The organism is Sphingomonas sp. BGYR3, from assembly GCF_025153455.1.
GTDB lineage: Bacteria > Pseudomonadota > Alphaproteobacteria > Sphingomonadales > Sphingomonadaceae > Sphingomonas.
Genome location: NZ_JANZNT010000002.1, coordinates 105,057 through 120,622, shown reverse-complemented (window position 1 = coordinate 120,622; position 15,566 = coordinate 105,057). Strand labels below are relative to the sequence as shown.

At 67.1% G+C, this 15,566-nt stretch carries 21 protein-coding genes; 8 read left to right on the top strand and 13 right to left on the bottom strand.

The window, feature by feature from the left end:
* Positions 1-5: 5 nt before the first annotated feature.
* Genes NYR55_RS12375 through NYR55_RS12365 form a run of 3 tightly spaced genes read right to left on the bottom strand, consistent with a single transcriptional unit; the run spans position 6 to position 2,112 of the window.
* Positions 6-686, bottom strand: a complete 681-nt coding sequence (locus tag NYR55_RS12375; RefSeq protein ID WP_260022370.1) for a hypothetical protein — start codon at positions 684-686, stop codon at positions 6-8.
* Positions 686-1,525, bottom strand: coding sequence for a TPM domain-containing protein (locus NYR55_RS12370; RefSeq protein WP_260021809.1), 840 nt, complete (start codon positions 1,523-1,525; stop codon positions 686-688). Before NYR55_RS12370 ends, NYR55_RS12375 begins: the two co-directional genes overlap by 1 nt.
* On the bottom strand, positions 1,522-2,112 hold the full coding sequence (locus NYR55_RS12365) for a LemA family protein (RefSeq protein ID WP_260021808.1): 591 nt from the start codon (positions 2,110-2,112) through the stop codon (positions 1,522-1,524). Before NYR55_RS12365 ends, NYR55_RS12370 begins: the two co-directional genes overlap by 4 nt.
* Positions 2,113-2,198: 86 nt before the next feature.
* Between NYR55_RS12365 and mscL the strand changes: the two genes are divergently transcribed.
* The gene (gene mscL / locus NYR55_RS12360) at positions 2,199-2,663 is read left to right on the top strand and encodes a large conductance mechanosensitive channel protein MscL (RefSeq protein ID WP_260021807.1); all 465 of its coding nucleotides are present in this window, start codon (positions 2,199-2,201) and stop codon (positions 2,661-2,663) included.
* 4 nt (positions 2,664-2,667) lie between these two features.
* Here the strand turns inward: mscL and NYR55_RS12355 are convergent, their stop codons facing one another.
* Entirely contained in the window at positions 2,668-3,453 is a 786-nt protein-coding gene (locus tag NYR55_RS12355) for a crotonase/enoyl-CoA hydratase family protein (protein ID WP_260021806.1), read from the bottom strand.
* A 117-nt stretch (positions 3,454-3,570) separates the two neighbouring features.
* Between NYR55_RS12355 and NYR55_RS12350 the strand changes: the two genes are divergently transcribed.
* Positions 3,571-4,110 carry a hypothetical protein gene (locus tag NYR55_RS12350; RefSeq protein WP_260021805.1) on the top strand — a complete coding sequence of 180 codons (540 nt, stop codon included), beginning with the start codon at positions 3,571-3,573 and terminating at the stop codon, positions 4,108-4,110.
* A 5-nt stretch (positions 4,111-4,115) separates the two neighbouring features.
* On the opposite strand, the gene NYR55_RS12345 is transcribed toward NYR55_RS12350, so the two are convergent.
* From NYR55_RS12345 to NYR55_RS12330, 4 genes are read right to left on the bottom strand one after another with little or no spacing between them, the layout of a single operon-like run.
* Positions 4,116-4,745 (bottom strand): response regulator transcription factor, encoded by a 630-nt coding sequence (locus tag NYR55_RS12345; protein WP_260021804.1) that lies wholly within the window; start codon positions 4,743-4,745, stop codon positions 4,116-4,118.
* A 15-nt stretch (positions 4,746-4,760) separates the two neighbouring features.
* A complete protein-coding gene (locus NYR55_RS12340) occupies positions 4,761-5,729 on the bottom strand; it encodes a transposase (protein ID WP_260021802.1) in 969 nt (322 codons plus the stop codon).
* On the bottom strand, positions 5,729-6,643 hold the full coding sequence (locus tag NYR55_RS12335; protein ID WP_260021801.1) for a hypothetical protein: 915 nt from the start codon (positions 6,641-6,643) through the stop codon (positions 5,729-5,731). The genes NYR55_RS12340 and NYR55_RS12335 overlap by 1 nt, the downstream gene beginning before the upstream one ends.
* 7 nt (positions 6,644-6,650) lie before the next feature.
* A complete protein-coding gene (locus tag NYR55_RS12330) occupies positions 6,651-6,821 on the bottom strand; it encodes a hypothetical protein (RefSeq protein WP_260021800.1) in 171 nt (56 codons plus the stop codon).
* A 121-nt stretch (positions 6,822-6,942) separates the two neighbouring features.
* On the opposite strand from NYR55_RS12330, the gene NYR55_RS12325 reads away from it, so the two are divergent.
* On the top strand, positions 6,943-7,383 hold the full coding sequence (locus tag NYR55_RS12325; protein ID WP_260021799.1) for a PaaI family thioesterase: 441 nt from the start codon (positions 6,943-6,945) through the stop codon (positions 7,381-7,383).
* Entirely contained in the window at positions 7,380-7,760 is a 381-nt protein-coding gene (locus NYR55_RS12320) for a PaaI family thioesterase (RefSeq protein WP_260021798.1), read from the top strand. The genes NYR55_RS12325 and NYR55_RS12320 overlap by 4 nt, the downstream gene beginning before the upstream one ends.
* Before the next feature lie 9 nt (positions 7,761-7,769).
* Here NYR55_RS12320 and thpR read toward each other — a convergent pair whose 3' ends face one another.
* Positions 7,770-8,306 (bottom strand): RNA 2',3'-cyclic phosphodiesterase, encoded by a 537-nt coding sequence (gene thpR / locus NYR55_RS12315; protein WP_260021797.1) that lies wholly within the window; start codon positions 8,304-8,306, stop codon positions 7,770-7,772.
* Between the two features lie 119 nt (positions 8,307-8,425).
* Here thpR and NYR55_RS12310 point away from each other — a divergent pair, with 119 nt between their 5' ends.
* Together NYR55_RS12310 and NYR55_RS12305 are read left to right on the top strand one after the other, a co-directional pair.
* On the top strand, positions 8,426-9,169 hold the full coding sequence (locus NYR55_RS12310) for a Bax inhibitor-1/YccA family protein (RefSeq protein WP_260021796.1): 744 nt from the start codon (positions 8,426-8,428) through the stop codon (positions 9,167-9,169).
* Positions 9,170-9,276: 107 nt separating this feature from the next.
* A complete protein-coding gene (locus NYR55_RS12305; RefSeq protein ID WP_260021795.1) occupies positions 9,277-9,906 on the top strand; it encodes a hypothetical protein in 630 nt (209 codons plus the stop codon).
* A 32-nt stretch (positions 9,907-9,938) separates the two neighbouring features.
* On the opposite strand, the gene NYR55_RS12300 is transcribed toward NYR55_RS12305, so the two are convergent.
* The 4 genes from NYR55_RS12300 to NYR55_RS12285 all read right to left on the bottom strand — a co-directional run bounded on the left by NYR55_RS12300 (position 9,939) and on the right by NYR55_RS12285 (position 13,996).
* Entirely contained in the window at positions 9,939-11,249 is a 1,311-nt protein-coding gene (locus NYR55_RS12300) for an amidohydrolase (protein WP_260021794.1), read from the bottom strand.
* A gap of 52 nt (positions 11,250-11,301) precedes the next feature.
* Positions 11,302-11,952 (bottom strand): DUF4893 domain-containing protein, encoded by a 651-nt coding sequence (locus NYR55_RS12295; protein ID WP_260021793.1) that lies wholly within the window; start codon positions 11,950-11,952, stop codon positions 11,302-11,304.
* 98 nt (positions 11,953-12,050) lie between these two features.
* A complete protein-coding gene (locus tag NYR55_RS12290) occupies positions 12,051-12,836 on the bottom strand; it encodes a 3-hydroxybutyrate dehydrogenase (protein ID WP_260021791.1) in 786 nt (261 codons plus the stop codon).
* Between the two features lie 20 nt (positions 12,837-12,856).
* Entirely contained in the window at positions 12,857-13,996 is a 1,140-nt protein-coding gene (locus NYR55_RS12285) for a patatin-like phospholipase family protein (RefSeq protein WP_260021789.1), read from the bottom strand.
* 143 nt (positions 13,997-14,139) lie between these two features.
* On the opposite strand from NYR55_RS12285, the gene NYR55_RS12280 reads away from it, so the two are divergent.
* Positions 14,140-15,057, top strand: coding sequence for a neutral zinc metallopeptidase (locus NYR55_RS12280; RefSeq protein ID WP_260021787.1), 918 nt, complete (start codon positions 14,140-14,142; stop codon positions 15,055-15,057).
* Positions 15,054-15,524: a GreA/GreB family elongation factor gene (locus NYR55_RS12275; protein ID WP_260021785.1), complete on the top strand. Its 471-nt coding sequence runs from the start codon at positions 15,054-15,056 to the stop codon at positions 15,522-15,524. Before NYR55_RS12280 ends, NYR55_RS12275 begins: the two co-directional genes overlap by 4 nt.
* The last annotated feature ends 42 nt before the right edge of the window (positions 15,525-15,566 follow it).

The window sequence follows — 15,566 nt, the reverse complement described above, 5'->3', positions numbered from 1 at the left end:
CAGGGTCACAGTTCGATCAGCCGGTCGGGCAATTCGTTACGGTCCCCCTCGGTCTTGGGCAGGTGCCGGGCCAGCACATGGCCGACCTCCGTCACCGCCCCGGCCATGCCGTCGGCGATGCGCCCGTCCTTCACCGCGTCGATCAGCACTTCCATGGCGTCTCCCCAGCATTCGGGGGTCACATGCGGCGTGATGGCGGCATCTGCAACGATTTCCGCCCGGTGTTCGTCCAGCGACAGATAGATCAGGATGCCGACCCGCGCGACCGTGCGCTTTTCGGCGCTCGCCCGGAAATACTCGATTGCCCGCCGTCGCACCCGGCGCGACCGGACCGGCAACGGGGCGAGGCGCGCGCGCAGCCCCGCCCGCATCAGCGCGAACTGGATCAGGAAAAACGCCGCCGCCTGTCCGACCAGCAGCACCGCCAGGATCACGCGCGGATCGACGCTCTCGCTGTTCCACCCGCCCGCCAGCCAGTCGAGCTTGGCCGGCAGCACGCCCGGCACCACGACCAGCGCGCCCAGCACGATCAGCATCGCCGCCGCCGCATAATACAGCGCAACGTCGTGATAGGCGTCGGACCGGCGCGCGACGATCGTGACGATCTCTGCATCCGTCCCCGCTTCGGCGGCCGCGACCGCTGCGGTGACACGGGCGTGATCGGCCTCGTTCAGGATCGGGCCCATCACCATCCCCCCGATGCGCCGCCGCCGCCGAACGAGCCGCCGCCGCCGGAAAATCCGCCGCCACCGCCCCAGCCGCCACCGCCGCCGCCTCCCCAGGAGGAGCCGCCGCCCCAGGACGAACCGCCCCCGCCACCGCTGCCCCAGCCGGGGCCCCAGATGATGACCGGCCCGCCGCCGCGCCGCCTGCGTCCGCGATATTTCGTGCCCTTTGCCCGGCCAAAGACCAGCGGCAGCACGATCAGCACGATGACCAGGATCCAGAAGACCAGCATCACCACGCCGAACACGCTGGCCCGGCGCTTCTTCTTCTCCGCCTTTTCACCCAGGATGCGCTTGGCCCGCGCCTCCGCCTGCGGTGCTGGCAGGCGAAGCTGCTCCAGGATCGCGTCGGCTCCGGCACGGATGCCGCCGGGCAGGTCGCCCGCCTTGAACCGCGGTGTTATGACATCGCCGATGATCGCCCCGGACAGGCCGGCGGTCAGCACCGGGGTCAGGCCGTATCCGACCTCGATCCGCACCTTTCGCTCGTTGGGCGCGACGATCAGGATGACGCCGTCATCCACATCCTTGCGGCCCAGCTTCCACTCGCGGCCCAGCCGGTATCCGTAATCCTCGATCGAATAGCCCTGCAGGTCGGGGATGGTCGCCACCACGAACTGCTGGCCCTTTTCCGCCTCGAACTTGTCCAGTTCGGCCGACAGCGCCGCTTCCTGGTCGTCGGGAATGATATTGGCCGCATCGACCACGGGTTCGGTCGTCCGCTTGGGAAAATCCTGTGCCGCCGCCGGCATCGCCAGCGCGCACAGGATCGCCCAGAACAGGAAAAGCCGGCGGATCACTTGGCCTCGAAATTCACCTTGGGCGCCGTATCGGCACCGGGCGTCGTCGCCTTGAACGTCGCCATCGGCTTGGATCCGTAAATGACCTTGGCACCGATCGCGTCGGGAAAGGTGCGGATGGTCGTGTTATAGCTCTGGACCGCGCTGTTGTAATCGCGCCGGGCGATGTTGATCTGGTTCTCGGTCGTCGCCAGCTCGTTCTGCAGCGCGCGGAAATTCTCGTTCGACGTCAGGGTCGGGTAATTCTCGCTGACGACCAGCAACCGGCCCAGCGACGCGCTCAGCGCTCCCTGCGCAGCCTCGAACTGTTCCAGCTTGGCCGGATCGGTCAGGTCATCGGCGCTGACATTGACGCCCGTCGCCCGTGCCCGCGCCTGTGTCACCTCGGTCAGCACGCGCTCTTCCTGCGCGGCAAACCCCTTAACGGTGTTGACCAGATTTGGGATCAGGTCGGCCCGGCGCTGATATTCGCTTTCCACATCGGCCCAGCGCGCCTTGGCGTTCTCCTCGGCCGTGGGCACGCTATTCAGCCCGCATGCCGACAACATCGCCGCCGCCGTCAGTGCAATCACCGCCTTGAACCGCATTCCATCCTCCTCCACCATCGGGCAGCACCGTATTAGCGGAGCGATACGGTGCGTTGAAGCGAAATCGGAACAAGGGGAAGCGAAACATGGGGATGATGAGCGAATTCAGGACCTTCATCGCGCGGGGCAACGTCATCGACCTTGCCGTCGGCGTGATCGTCGGCGGGGCGTTTGCCACCATCACCAAATCGCTGACCGACGACATCATCATGCCCGTGGTCGGATGGCTGTTCGGCGGGTTCGACTTTTCCAGCTACTTCGTCCGCCTTGGCGACATTCCGGCGGGCTATGCCGGATCGCCGACCAATTACGCGGCGCTCAAGGCCGCGGGCGTGCCGCTGTTCGGCTATGGCCAGTTCGTGACGGTCGGCATCAACTTCCTGATCCTCGCCTTCATCATCTTCCTATTCGTCCGCATGGTGAACAAGATCGTAGCCGCCGCGGAACGCGACAAGGTAGCGGCGGAAGCACCAGCCGCCGCCGATCCGGCCGACGTGGTCCTGCTGCGCGACATCCTTGAGGAACTGCGCAAGCAGCGCCCCGGCGCCTGACGGTTCAGTCGGTAAAGGTCGGGCTGCGCCGCGCCAGCCCGGCCGCCACCGCCTCCATCTGATTGGGGGCGCCGATCAACCCGGCCTGCTCCCGGCTTTCGGCCAGCAACAGCGCGTCGGCTGGCTGATCCGGCATGGCGTTGGCCAGCCGCTTGGCAGCGCGCACCGCATCGGGATTGCGCCCGGCAATGTCCCGCGCCAGCGCCATGGCATCGCCATGCGGATCGTCCGATACCCGGGTGACGAACCCCCAGGCGCTGGCCTCTGCCGTATCGAATTCGCGCGCGGTATAGATCAGCTCGCGCAGCACATCGTCGCGGATCAGCCCGCGCCACAAGGCAAAGCCGCCCATGTCCGGCACGATCCCCCATTTCATTTCCAGGATCGAAAACCGCGTCTGGGGCGCGGCAAACCGGATGTCCGCACCAGACAGGATCTGAAGCCCCCCGCCAAACGTCACGCCATGCGCGGCGGCAATCACCGGCACCGGCAATGCGCGCCATCCCCATGCCATCTGCTGGAACCGGTTGGCGATCCCGTCGGTGCGGGCGATCAGGTCCATGCCGCCACCCATCGCCGCCATGCTGGCCATGTCCAGCCCGGCACAAAAGCCGCGCCCGTCACCCGACAGCACGACGGCCCGCACGCCGCGATCGGACGCCAGCCGATCCGTGGCCGCCACCAGCGCATCGATCATCGCCGGATCGAGTGCATTGAGCTTGTCCGGCCGTGCCAGCCGCACATCCGCTACGCCATCCCGGACTGCGATCGTCACCCGTTCCTCTGCCATCGCAGACACCCTTTCCCACGCGGTTGCTCTCTTGCGAACATCGCTAGCGCGGCGCATGATCGTCCCGCAAGCCGGGATCACCGGCGCAGGGGAAGGGTGAAGGAGGGGCATCGCACCATGATCAGGCACATCATCATTCTGTCGGCATTGACATCGCTGTCGGTCGCGGCACCCGCGGGCGGGCAGCAGGCGGCAGCACCGGCCAGCCAGCCGGCACCGGCCACCGGCGTCGCCAACATCTATGGCACTGCGCTTGGCGAGGGGTGGCAGAACTGGAGCTGGGCCAAGACGGAACTGAGCGTCGAACTGAACGGCAGCAGCCGCCGCCCGATCCTGGTCGATCCGCAGGCCGGGTGGCAGGCATTGTTCCTGCATCACGATCCGTTCGACACCACCCCCTATCGCGGCATTTCGATGCTGCTGCACGGGCGCAGCGTCGGCGGACAGAAGCTGAAGATCGTCGCCATTTCGGATGGCAAGCCGATCAACGAGGCCGGGCATCCGGTCACGCTGACCGCGAATGGCTGGACGCAGGTGGTGATCCCGCTGGAACAGCTGGGCGCGGCCAACCGGATGATCGACGGGTTCTGGATCCAGAACGCGACGCCGGACCCCCTGCCCTATTTCTACGCGGCCGAAATCAAGCTGGAGCAATAGGGGGTTCAATCGGCAACCAGCCGGTATCCCCTGCCCTTTTCGGTCAGCAGCATTGGCCGGTCGAACTGGCGGTCCAGCTTGGCACGCAGGCGCGAGACATGGACCGCCACGACATTGGTGCCAGGATCGAAGCGCAGTCCCCACACCTGCGCCAGCAATGCCGTGCGTTCGATGCATTGCCCGGCATGGCGGGCGAGGTGCAGCAGCAGCGCATATTCGCGGGGCAACAGGTCGAGCGGCCGGCCGTCCCGGCTGGCAGCGCGGCTGACCGGATCGATGGTCAGGCCGCCCAGCCCGATCACCGGCGATGGCGGCGTGCGCAGGATCGCAGAGGCGCGCGCAGCAATCTCCGCCAGGTCCGCCGTGTGCGTCACCGCGTCGGCCGCGCCCGCATCGATCGCCTCGGCAACGGCATCGCCGCCGCCCGCGGTCAGGATCAGCATGACCGGCCCGTGCCAGCCCAGCGCGCGAAAGGCGGCCAGCCGGCCAGCGGCAGGCAGCGCCGCCGGAGTCCATCGTGCCAGCACCAGTCCGACACCGTCCAGACCGTCCGACGCGTCTGCATCCGCCAGCCGATGCCCACGCCGGGCCAGCGCCTCTGCCAGCCCCTCTGGCGCATCCCGGATCGCCGCCACCCCCATGGGCAAAGGTTAATCGGGCGAAGCCGATCGAGGCGGGGAACCGGGTCCGTTCCGGTTCAGTCTGTCGGCTTGCCGCCGTGCCATCGCGGCCGCTGCCATGCCGGCGGCAAAAGGGTGCGGATCCGTCATGCCCGTTGCGAGCCAGCGCATCGCCGCATCCGGGCTGTCGGCAGCCCCGGCAAGTGCGTCGATCGCGGCGGCCCGCATTCGTGGATGGGGGTGGCGGACCGCGAAATCTGCTGCCAGATCGGTGCCATTGCCGCCCAGATGCGCCGCGATCCGCAGCAATGCTTCCGACGGTGTCGTCGTCAGCAGCGCGGCAATTCCGCCCGAGCAGAGATCGAACCGATGCTGGTTCACCCATGGCTGTTCGGCATCGACGCCCAGGATGTTGAGCGACACCGAAAACTCATCGGGCGGCAATTGCGCATGAACGTCGCGGCGCATCCGGTACAGCATCAGCTGATCCGGCTCCAGCCGCGCCCGCCCCTGAAAGCACAGCCCCGCCGCCTCGCCGGGCAGGCCGGCCACCGCATTGGCGTCAAAGGTGTAATAATCGCTCCAGTAACCGGGGCCGAGATAGCCATAGGTCAGGAACGGGAAATTGTGATCGTGCGGCAGGTCATAGAAGAACGCGTCCGTGCCGCTTGACCGGACGAGCTGATCGCTGCGCGCGGGCCAGAAATTGGCGCGCACGACATAACGGCCATCGGGCGGCATCAGCAGCATGACCTGCGGACCATATCCGCCCGCCACCGGCCCCACCGCCCCGGCCGGATCGCCCTGATAGCGCCGCTTCAGCGCATCGACCGCCAGATCGCCCAGGAAATCCCGGTTGCGGCCCAGCTGGGCAAGGATCGGCCCCAGCGATGCAAAGGCCGCCTCGTCCCGCAGATCAACCCGCGTCTGGCCCAGCGCATCGATCAGCTGCGCCAAGTCGATGGCATCGCCCACACCGGGATCGAGGATCACCGGCATCAAGCGGCCCGCAGGAGCGTGGCGGTCAGGGTCGCCCGCGCGGCGGCACGCACATCGGGATGGGGATCGCTCGCCGCCATGTCGGCCAGCCGCGCCGCTGCGGCCGGATCCCCCATCAGCAGCCATTCCCGCATCGCTTCCCAGCGAAGTTGATGCCCGGCATCGCGGGTGGCGGCGGCAAAGACCGGCGCGGCATCGGATCGGCGTAGCGCGCGCAGCAGCCGCAACTGCAGCGCCGCGTGCGTGGGTGCAGGATCGATCAACGCCGTCCGCGCAATCCGGCCATCGGCCACCCGCCCCTCCCGCAGGACCGGCAACGCACCAGCCGACAGGATCAGCGTCACGGTCAACACATCGCCCGCGCCCGGCCACAGGATCTGGCCCGTCCGCCGCCCATCCTCCAGCAGCATGGCCCCCGTGCCGATCGGTCGCGGCACCATCCGGCGGCATGGCGCTTCATCCTGTCCGGCAACGCCCGGTCCGGCCGGCGGCGCGCGCCAGCGATGAAGCACCGCCCCGTCGCTGCGCAACACGCGGCTGACTGCAATGCGGCCGGGGATGACGAACCGTTCGGGAAATCCCCGCGCCCGCACCGCCGCGGCATCGGTCAGCGTCACGGCCAGCCGGGCGGCGGGGTGATCGATCAGGACCATGGTGGTCCGCGCCGCATCGCGGCTGACCCGGAATGGCGGATCGAAAAACGGATCGCCGGCCAGCATGGCCAGCGGCCCGGCGATCATCCGCTGGACCAGATCGTCCTGCGCCAGTATCTGCCGGGCAATCGCCACATTGCGGCGCGGACAATCGCTCATCCGGTTCAGGCAGTGGATGACGCCCTGAACCTCCGGCCGAGTCGGCCAGTCGCGGGCAAAGGCCGCGCTGCTCGTCCGGGCGGACAGGATGGCCCCGCGCATCCCGCAATCAGCCCGGATACATCTCGTAGATCAGGGCGGTGATCGATACGGTCGATTCGAAAATCTGATCGTTCATCACATCGGCCGCGGCAATCGCACCGAAACAGGCAATTTCCGTCGCCAGTTCGGCAAGACCCTCGATCTGGAACGGCACAATGGCTGGCAGGTTGATCGGCATGGCATTGCTCCCGGTTTCGCTTGCCGGGCGGGATATCTGCGACAGGCGGGATGCGGCGAGTTACAACGCTGTAACCCGGCCGATTGCGCTGCCCCGCCATGCTGGCTAGGGGACGGCGATCATGGATGCGTCGCCCCAATTCGTGTTTGATCCCGCCCGCTTCTTTGAAGCGCGCGTCGGGGGGCATGGCAGCCATCTGGGCGTCGATTATGGCAGCCATGGCGCCGACTGGTGCGAACTGATCCTGCCGTGGCGCGACGATCTGGTTGGCGATCCGGCCAGCGGGGTCATCGCATCCGGGGCGATCGTCACACTGATGGACATGGCGACCGCCATTTCCGTGTGGCTGAAACGCGGCGTTTTCGCGCCTCAGGCGACGCTCGATCTGCGCATCGATTATCTGCGCGGCGCCCGGCCCGGCGCCACCGTGGTCGGGCGCGGCGAATGTTATCGGGTCAGCCGGTCGGTCGCCTTTGTCCGGGGCCAGGCGCATGACGGCGATGCCGGCGATCCGATCGCCCATGTCGCGGGCACGTTCATGCTGCTGGACATGCCGGCATGACGCTGCCCCCCTATGCCGCCATGCTGGGCGTGACGCTGGATACCGACGCGGGATCGGGTCCGCCGCACCTTGTCCTGCCCTTTGCCGACCATGTGATCGGCCGGCCCGGTTTCCTGCATGGCGGGGCGATTGGCGGCCTGCTGGAGATCGCAGCCATCGTCGCGCTGCGCCATGCGCTTGGCGATGCGGACACCCGTGCCAAGCAGATCAACGTCACCATCGATTTCATGCGCGGCGGCCGGGCCAAACCGACCCGCGCGGTCGGCATCGTCACCCGCCTGGGCAGCCGGATCGCGAATGTGGAGGCCGTTGCGTGGCAGGATGACCGCGATCAGCCGATTGCCGCCGCGCGCATGAACTATCGCCTGGGCGACTGACGCCGCGCATCATCCCGTCAGCGGATATCGCGCCACGGTTTCATACACCGCCCCCTCCCCGCCCAGATGGCTTTCATACAGGCGGAAATCGCCGACCCCCTCCGCACCGCTGCTCAGCCCCGCATTCGCCGCCAGAAAGCCGTCCACCGGCCCGCTGCCCGCATTCAGCCGGGCCAGCGTGATGTGCGGCAGATAGGCGCGCCCCTCGGGCGACAGGCCGATGCGGATCAGCGCCTGATCGATCTTGCGATGCAGCGCGGCCAGCGGCGCGTGCGGCGTCACGCCTGCCCAGACCGCGTCCGTGCGGCCCCGCCGTTCGAACCGGCCAACGCCGTCCAGCGCCAGCGATACCGGCGGCCCCGTGACGCGGCTCAGCGCCAGCGCGATATCCTCTGCCACATCGCCGCGCACCTCGCCGATATAGCGCAGCGTCAGGTGCAACTGGTCGTCCGACTGCCAGCGCGCGGCATGAATGCCGTGCATCAACAGCATCAATTGCTGGCGCATGGCGCGCGGCGGACGGATCGCAACGAACAGGCGGTGCATTATAGAACAAGACTATCAGGAACAGGGTCAATGGTTGAGCGGTTTTGCTTGAAGTCGCGGGCGCAACGTCCGATATTGTGAACAACCGGCATTATGCCGGGCAAGGAGTTTTGAGGATTATGGCAAACTGGTCTGACCCCCGCACGACTGCGGCGCCCTATGGGTCGGGCGTGGACACGCGCTCGGCCGCATTCGATGCCGGCCTGCGGTCCTACATGCTGTCGGTCTATAACTACATGACGTCCGGCGTGCTGCTGACGGGCATTGTCGCGCTGCTCTTTTCATGGGGCGGCGAAAGCTCGCCCGCCTATGCCATCATGGCTGGCGGCGGCCCGCTGGCCTGGATCATCGCGCTGTCGCCGCTTGCGATCGTATTCGCGATGAGCTTTGGCCAGAACCGGATGAGCACTGGCACGCTGCAGGCGCTGTACTGGGGCTTTGCGGTCCTGATGGGTCTGTCGCTGTCGACGATCTTCCTGACCTATACCGGCACGTCGATCGCGGGCGCGTTCTTCGCCACCGCGGCGGGCTTTGCGGCGCTCAGCCTGTGGGGCTACACCACGAAAAAGGATCTGTCGGCGTTCGGCACGTTCCTGATCGTTGGCCTGGTTGGCATCATCGTGGCCAGCCTGATCAACCTGTTCGTGCAGTCGAGCGCGCTCAGCCTGATCGTCTCGATCGCCGGTGTGCTGATCTTCGCGGGCCTGACCGCCTATGACACGCAGAAGATCAAGAGCATCTATTTCCACGTTGCCGGAACGGAGATGCAGGGCAAGGTCGTCATCATGGGCGCGCTGAACCTGTACCTCGATTTCATCAACATGTTCCTGTTCATCCTGCGCCTGTTCGGCAGCCGCGACTAAGGACGACGGAACCGTCAAGACAATCGGCCCGGCGGCATCCCCGCCGGGCCTTTTTTCTTGGCCCGCCCCCTCTGGGAACGGCCGGCGGATTTGATACAAGGCGGGCCATGTCGATCGCCCTGCGCCCCGCGCCGCTGATGCGCGCCGTTCACGCCCTGCTTGCCCTGTCGCTGTTGTTCCTGGCCGCTGGCACTGCACAGGCCAGGCTGATCGTGACCTTCTGGTCGCAGGATTTCGGATCGAACTTCCCCCACGCCTTTTTCACCATTCACGGGACCAGCGACGACGGCACGATCGTGCGGGAAAATTTCGGATTTTCGCCGCGCACCATCTCGCCCGCCGTGCTGTTCGGCCCGGTCAAGGGACGGGTGGACGGCACGGACGAGAAATACATCCTGAAATCCAACGCCCATTTCGCGGTGACGATCACCGATGCGCAGCACGCCGCGCTGCGCAAGCTGGCCGTGGAATGGAGCGAGGCGGGCGATCCCACCTATCGCCTGAACAGCCGCAACTGCGTGCATTTCGCGGCAGAGGCGATGCGCCGGGTCGGGCTGACCGTGGTGGAGGAAAAGAAGCTGATGAAAAAACCGCGCAGCTTTACGCAGTCGATCGCCCTGCTGAACACCGACCGGATCACGCAGTTGAACCTGCCCGCCGCGCAATATGCCGCCTGGCTAGAAGCGCCGCAGCCGCCCGCACCGGCTCAGGCGGCCACCGTCACCGCCACCCCCTGAACCCTGCCGCGGCGGTCCGGCCGGGCCGCTCCTTACCCCCGCTTCAACAGGTCGAGCGTGGCTGCCGTCATCGCCTCGGTCGCGGTTGCGATCACCTTTTCCGCATCGGGGGCCCAGCCGGCATTGTGCAGCGACGGCAGCGCCGCCTTGCCCGCCTCTGCCGCGGCCCACCGGTCCTGCGGCACACCGCCGACCCAGAACAGGGTGGATTGCACGCCCTTGTCGGCCAGCCAGAACCGGCTGAAATCCTCTCCGCCCATCGTCGCGGGCACGTCCTTTACCCGCGCCTCGCCAAAGCGCCCGGTGAACAGCGTGCGCAGCCGGTCGGTCTGCGGGGCGGTGTTGAACGTGGCAGGCGTGAATTCATCCTGCACCGTCACGACCGGCAGGCGATCGTCCGGGATCCCGGCGGCAATCGCCTCTCCCTTGGCAATACGGGCAATTCCGTCGAGCAGCTTCTTGCGAACGGCGTCGGAATAGCTGCGCACGGTGATCTGCAGCTTGGCCTCATCGGGAATGATGTTGTGCTTGGCACCCGCATGGATGCTGCCCACCGTCACCACGCCCGGCTCGCTCTGCACGTCCAGTTCCCGCGACACCAGCGTCTGCAACGCGCCGACGATGCGCGCGGCCAGCACGATCGGGTCCTGCGTCGTGTGAGGGTAGGCGCCGTGCCCGCCCTTGCCGCGCACCAGCACATCGACCGAATCGACATTGGCAAAGATATAATCGTCCTTCATCCCGATCACGCCCGCGGGCAGCCCGGCGCTGTCGTGAAAGCCGATGACGTGCGCGGGCTTGGGAAACCGGGTGTACAGCCCGTCCTCCAGCATCATGCGCGCGCCCTTGCCCACTTCCTCGGCGGGCTGGGCCACCATCACCACGGTGCCGGACCATTGCCCCTTCATCGCCGCCAGGTTGCGCGCCGTGCCGACCCAGCTGGCCATGTGCGTGTCATGGCCACACGCGTGCATGACGCCGGTTTCCACCCCGTCCTTGGTCGTCACCCGTACCTTCGACGCAAAGGGCAGGCCCGTCGCCTCGGTCACGGGCAATCCGTCCATGTCGGCGCGGATCAGCACCACCGGGCCGGGGCCGTTGCGCATCACCGCGACGACGCCGGTGCCGCCGACCTTTTCCGTCACCTCGAACCCCAGCTTGCGCACCTCCACTGCCATGCGGGCGGCGGTCTTTACCTCCTGCAGGCTCAGTTCCGGTGCGGCGTGCAGGTCGCGGTACAGCGTCATCAGCGACGGCATCTCGCGCGCGGTGGCATCGCTGACCGGATCGGCCAGCGCGGGCGTGGCCACGAACAGGCTGGCGATGGCGATGGTGCGGATCATGGCATGGCCCCTTGTTGATTGGCCCCCAGCATTGGGGTCGGGGCCGTGCGTGTCAATCGGCAGCGACCGGCACGATCTCGATCACGTCCAGCTGCGACTCGAACCGCGGGCCGGGGATGACCATGCGCCAGCGCCGGTTGTCGATGCGATCGACATATCCGGCAATGTCGCGCAACGGATCGCGGCCATAGGCATGGGGGACCTGCTCGTGATCCAGCATCAGGCTGCCCAGCGCCACGGCCCGGCCGCTGGTATCGGGCAACAGCATGGCAATCGGCCGCTGCACCCCGTCGTCGAACCGGATGCCGCCCGTCGCACCCTCGGCCCAGACGGTGCATTGCTGCGCCGGCACGGCGACGAACGGATCGGTCGCCCGCCCGATCGTGCCCAGCTTGAACCAGCGACAGCGATAGGCACCGGCGGGCGGGATCGGCCCTTCCACCGCCAGGTCGGGGTCGAAAAGCTTGCCCTCCGCCGCGATTTCTGCCGACGCGACCGGGCGCACGGCGTCCAGCGTGGTGACCCAGGTCTTGCGCCAGTTGCGCAGCCGCGTGCGATCGGCGGGCAGCGCCACCGCCCGCCACTCCATCCCCTCGGCCGCGGCGGGCGGGACCACATCGGCAACGGCTGCCGGCACCCGCAATTCGGGTCCGGTGGAACAGGCCGCCAGCACGGCGAGCGGGATCAGGGGAGCGATGCGCATGTGCTGCTTCTAACCGCACGGCCGCCAGATGCCAGCCTTTGCGGCAGCGGCGGCGTGTGGCGCGTCGGCACGGATCGGCCCCCGGATCAGGCCGGGGATCAGGCCGCCGTCCAGCCGCCATCCATGCTGAGGTTCGCACCCGTAATCGACGCCGCCTCGTCCCGGCACAGGAACAGCGCCAGCGCCGCGACCTGTTCGGACGTCACGAATTCCTTAGTGGGCTGCGCATCCAGCAGCACGTCGTTGATCACCTGTTCCCGCGTCAGACCGCGCGTGGCCATCGTGTCCGGGATCTGCTTTTCGACCAGCGGGGTCCAGACATAGCCCGGCGAGATGCAGTTTACCGTCACGCCGTGCTGCGCCACTTCCAGCGCGATCGTCTTGGTCAGGCCGTTGATGCCGTGCTTGGCGGCAACATAGGCGGACTTGTTGGGGCTGGCGACCAGCGAATGGGCGGACGCGGTGCTGATGATCCGGCCCCACCCCGCCTTTTTCATGTGCGGCACGGCAGCGCGCATCATGTGCCATGCGGACGACAGGTTGATGGCGATGATCGCGTCCCATTTTTCCGGCGGAAAATCCTCGATCGGGGCTACATGCTGGATACCGGCATTGTTGATGACGATGTCCGGCCCGCCCAGTTCGGCATGGCACCGTTCAATCATCGCCGCGATCTGATCGGGCTTTGTCATGTCGGCCGGATCGTAATGCGCGCCCGCACCCGACAGGCCGGCCAGCGCCACCCGCTCCTTTTCGATGGCATCGGCATCGCCAAAGCCGTTGATGACCACCGCCGCGCCCTCGGCCGCCAGCGCCTTGGCATAGGCAAGCCCGATGCCAGAGGTGGAACCGGTGATGATCGCGGTCTTGCCCTTCAGAAACATGGCGAAATCTCCTGTGCGGATTATCGTGTCAGGTCATAGGCGGCGGTTTTGCCGTCTTCGATATTGGCGGCCAGGATGGTCGCATTGGCCATGGTGCGGGCAACGTCGGTCAACCCCGCCTGCCAGTGATCGCGCATCGTCGCGGCCGAAAATTCGAAATCCAGATTGCCGCCCTGCCAATCGGCCCGGCGGTGGATCAGGTGAACGATGCTGACCGGGATATCCTGTGCCATTTCCTCCAGCACCCGAACGTCGCGGTCGCCGCGCAGTTCCGCAGGCAGCTTGGCAATGACGCGGCGGATCGCCTCTCGCTCGCGGCGCAGCTTCAGCCGGTCGTCGGTGATCTGGCGGGTGCGGCTGGAATAGCGGATTTCCTTTTCGCGCGCCGTCACGTCGCTGATCGTCTGGGGGCGCTTGCCGCGGGACGGGAACAGATCGACCTGAAACACCAAAGTCGGTTCGGTCTGATGGTCCAGCACATGGGTCAGCGGCGTGTTGGACACCAGGCCCCCGTCCCACCACCAGCACCCGTCGATCTCAACGGGCGGCAGGCCGGGCGGCAGCGCACCCGACGCCATGATATGCCGCGCATCGATCCGGTCGGTCGTCGTGTCGAAAAACCGGAAATTACCGGTTTCGACATTCACCGCGCCGACCGACAATCGCACCTCGCCGGAATTCAGCCGGTCCCAGTCGACGAACTGGTTCAGCGTTTCGGCCAGCGGCGCGGTGTCGTACAGGCTCAGCGCCTCGCAACTGCCGGGCAGCGACAGCATGGGGTGCATCCAGCGCGGCCGGAAAAATCCGGGCACGCCAAAGGTCGCGACCCAGGCGGCCGATCCTTCATGCACCGCCTCCCGCACCCGGTCGTCGGGATAGATCGGCATGCTGGGCAGGCCGCTGGTCACCAGCGACCAGAAGGCGTGCAGCTGTTCCAGCCGCCGTCCCGGCGGGTTGCCCGCAATGATCGCGGCGTTCACCGCGCCAATGGAAATGCCGGCGACCCAGTCGATCGGCACGCCCGCCTCGTCCAGCGCCTGAAACACCCCGGCCTGATAACTGCCCAGCGCACCCCCGCCCTGCAGCACCAGAGCGACACAATCCGGCAGCGGCATCGATCGGCTGCGGCGGCGGGCGGGGACGGGGTTCGCATCGGCCATGCCGCGAACATGGGGCACGTTGTGCGGTGCATCAACACCCCGCGGCACAACCCGACCGCGATGACCAATGTTTTTTCCGGGGATGCAACGACCCCTGCTTTCGGGCATTGTCGTTGCACTGATGACCAGTGGGAGGGGAGCCGATGCGGCTCGATGATTTCGACCCCAGCGACAATGTTCGCGATCTTGGCAGTTCGTCCGGGCCGGGCGGCGGGTTTGGCGGCGGTGGCGGGGGCAACATCCTGCTTGGCCTGCTGCCGCTCTTGCTGGGGCGAAAGATGGGTTGCGGCACGCTGGCGATCCTTGCAATCGGCGCGGTGCTGTTCTTCTCCATGGGCGGCGGCGGCGGCCTGATCGCCCCGCAATCGGGGGTTCAGGCACCTGCGGGCACGGGCACTGGCGGCGGCGCAACCGGCGCTGCGGCCTGCAACACGCCCGAACGCCGCTTTTCCTGTCAGGTGCTGGCCAGCACCGAACAGACATGGGAACGGATCTTTGCCGAAAGCGGCCAGCGGTATCCCGCCCCCACGCTGAACTTCTACCAGGGCGGCGCAACGTCCGGCTGCGGCTTTGCGTCGTCCGCGGTCGGCCCCTATTACTGCCCGGCGGATCAGGGCGTGTTCCTCGACACCAGCTTTTTCGACGAATTGGCCAACCGATTCGGCGCGGCCGGCGATTTCGCCCAGGCCTATGTCATCGCGCATGAGGTGGGCCATCATATCCAGACCGTGACCGGCACGTCGGAACGCGTGCGCCGCGAACAATCCCGCGTCGGCGAGCGGGAGGGCAACCAGCTGTCCGTCCGCATGGAATTACAGGCGGATTGCTATGCCGGCGTCTGGGCGAACCGGAACAAGCAGTATCTGGAGGCCGGCGATATCGAGGAAGGGCTGCGCGCGGCCGAGGCGATCGGCGACGACACGCTTCAGCGCCAGGCGCAGGGCCGCGTCGTACCGGACAGTTTCACGCACGGTTCGTCGGCTCAGCGGCAGAAATGGCTGCGGATCGGCCTGGACAGTGGCAACCCGGCTGCCTGCGACACGTTCAGTCAACCGATATGAGCGTCGCCTTTCGCCGTGAATCGGACGAGGAACATCTCGAACCGAGCTTTGCCCTGCCGCTGCCGCCCGGTCCCAACTGGGTGACGACGGCGGGTCTGGCGCTGATCGAGCGGCGTCTTGCCGAATGGACCGCGGCGGTGGAGGCGGCGTCCGGGGATGCGGACGCCCTGAAATCCGCCCGCCGCGACCTGCATTACTGGCAAACCCGCTTTTCCACCGCCGAAATCCAGCCTGTTCCGGACGATGAAGAGGTCGCGTTCGGATCGCGGGTGCAGTTCCGGGTGAACGGAGCGGCCCGGACCGTCGATCTGGTCGGCAGTGACGAGGCGGACGCCGCCGCCGGGCGCATCCCCTTCACCGCGCCGCTGGCTCAGGCGCTGATGGGTCTTGCGCCCGGTGAGACGGCGGACTGGCAGGGACGCGCCGACGCGATCGAGGTGCTGGCGACCGGACCGATCCCCGACTGACCGCATGCGTGCAATCGGCCATTGCATCGGGCAATAGAGGTG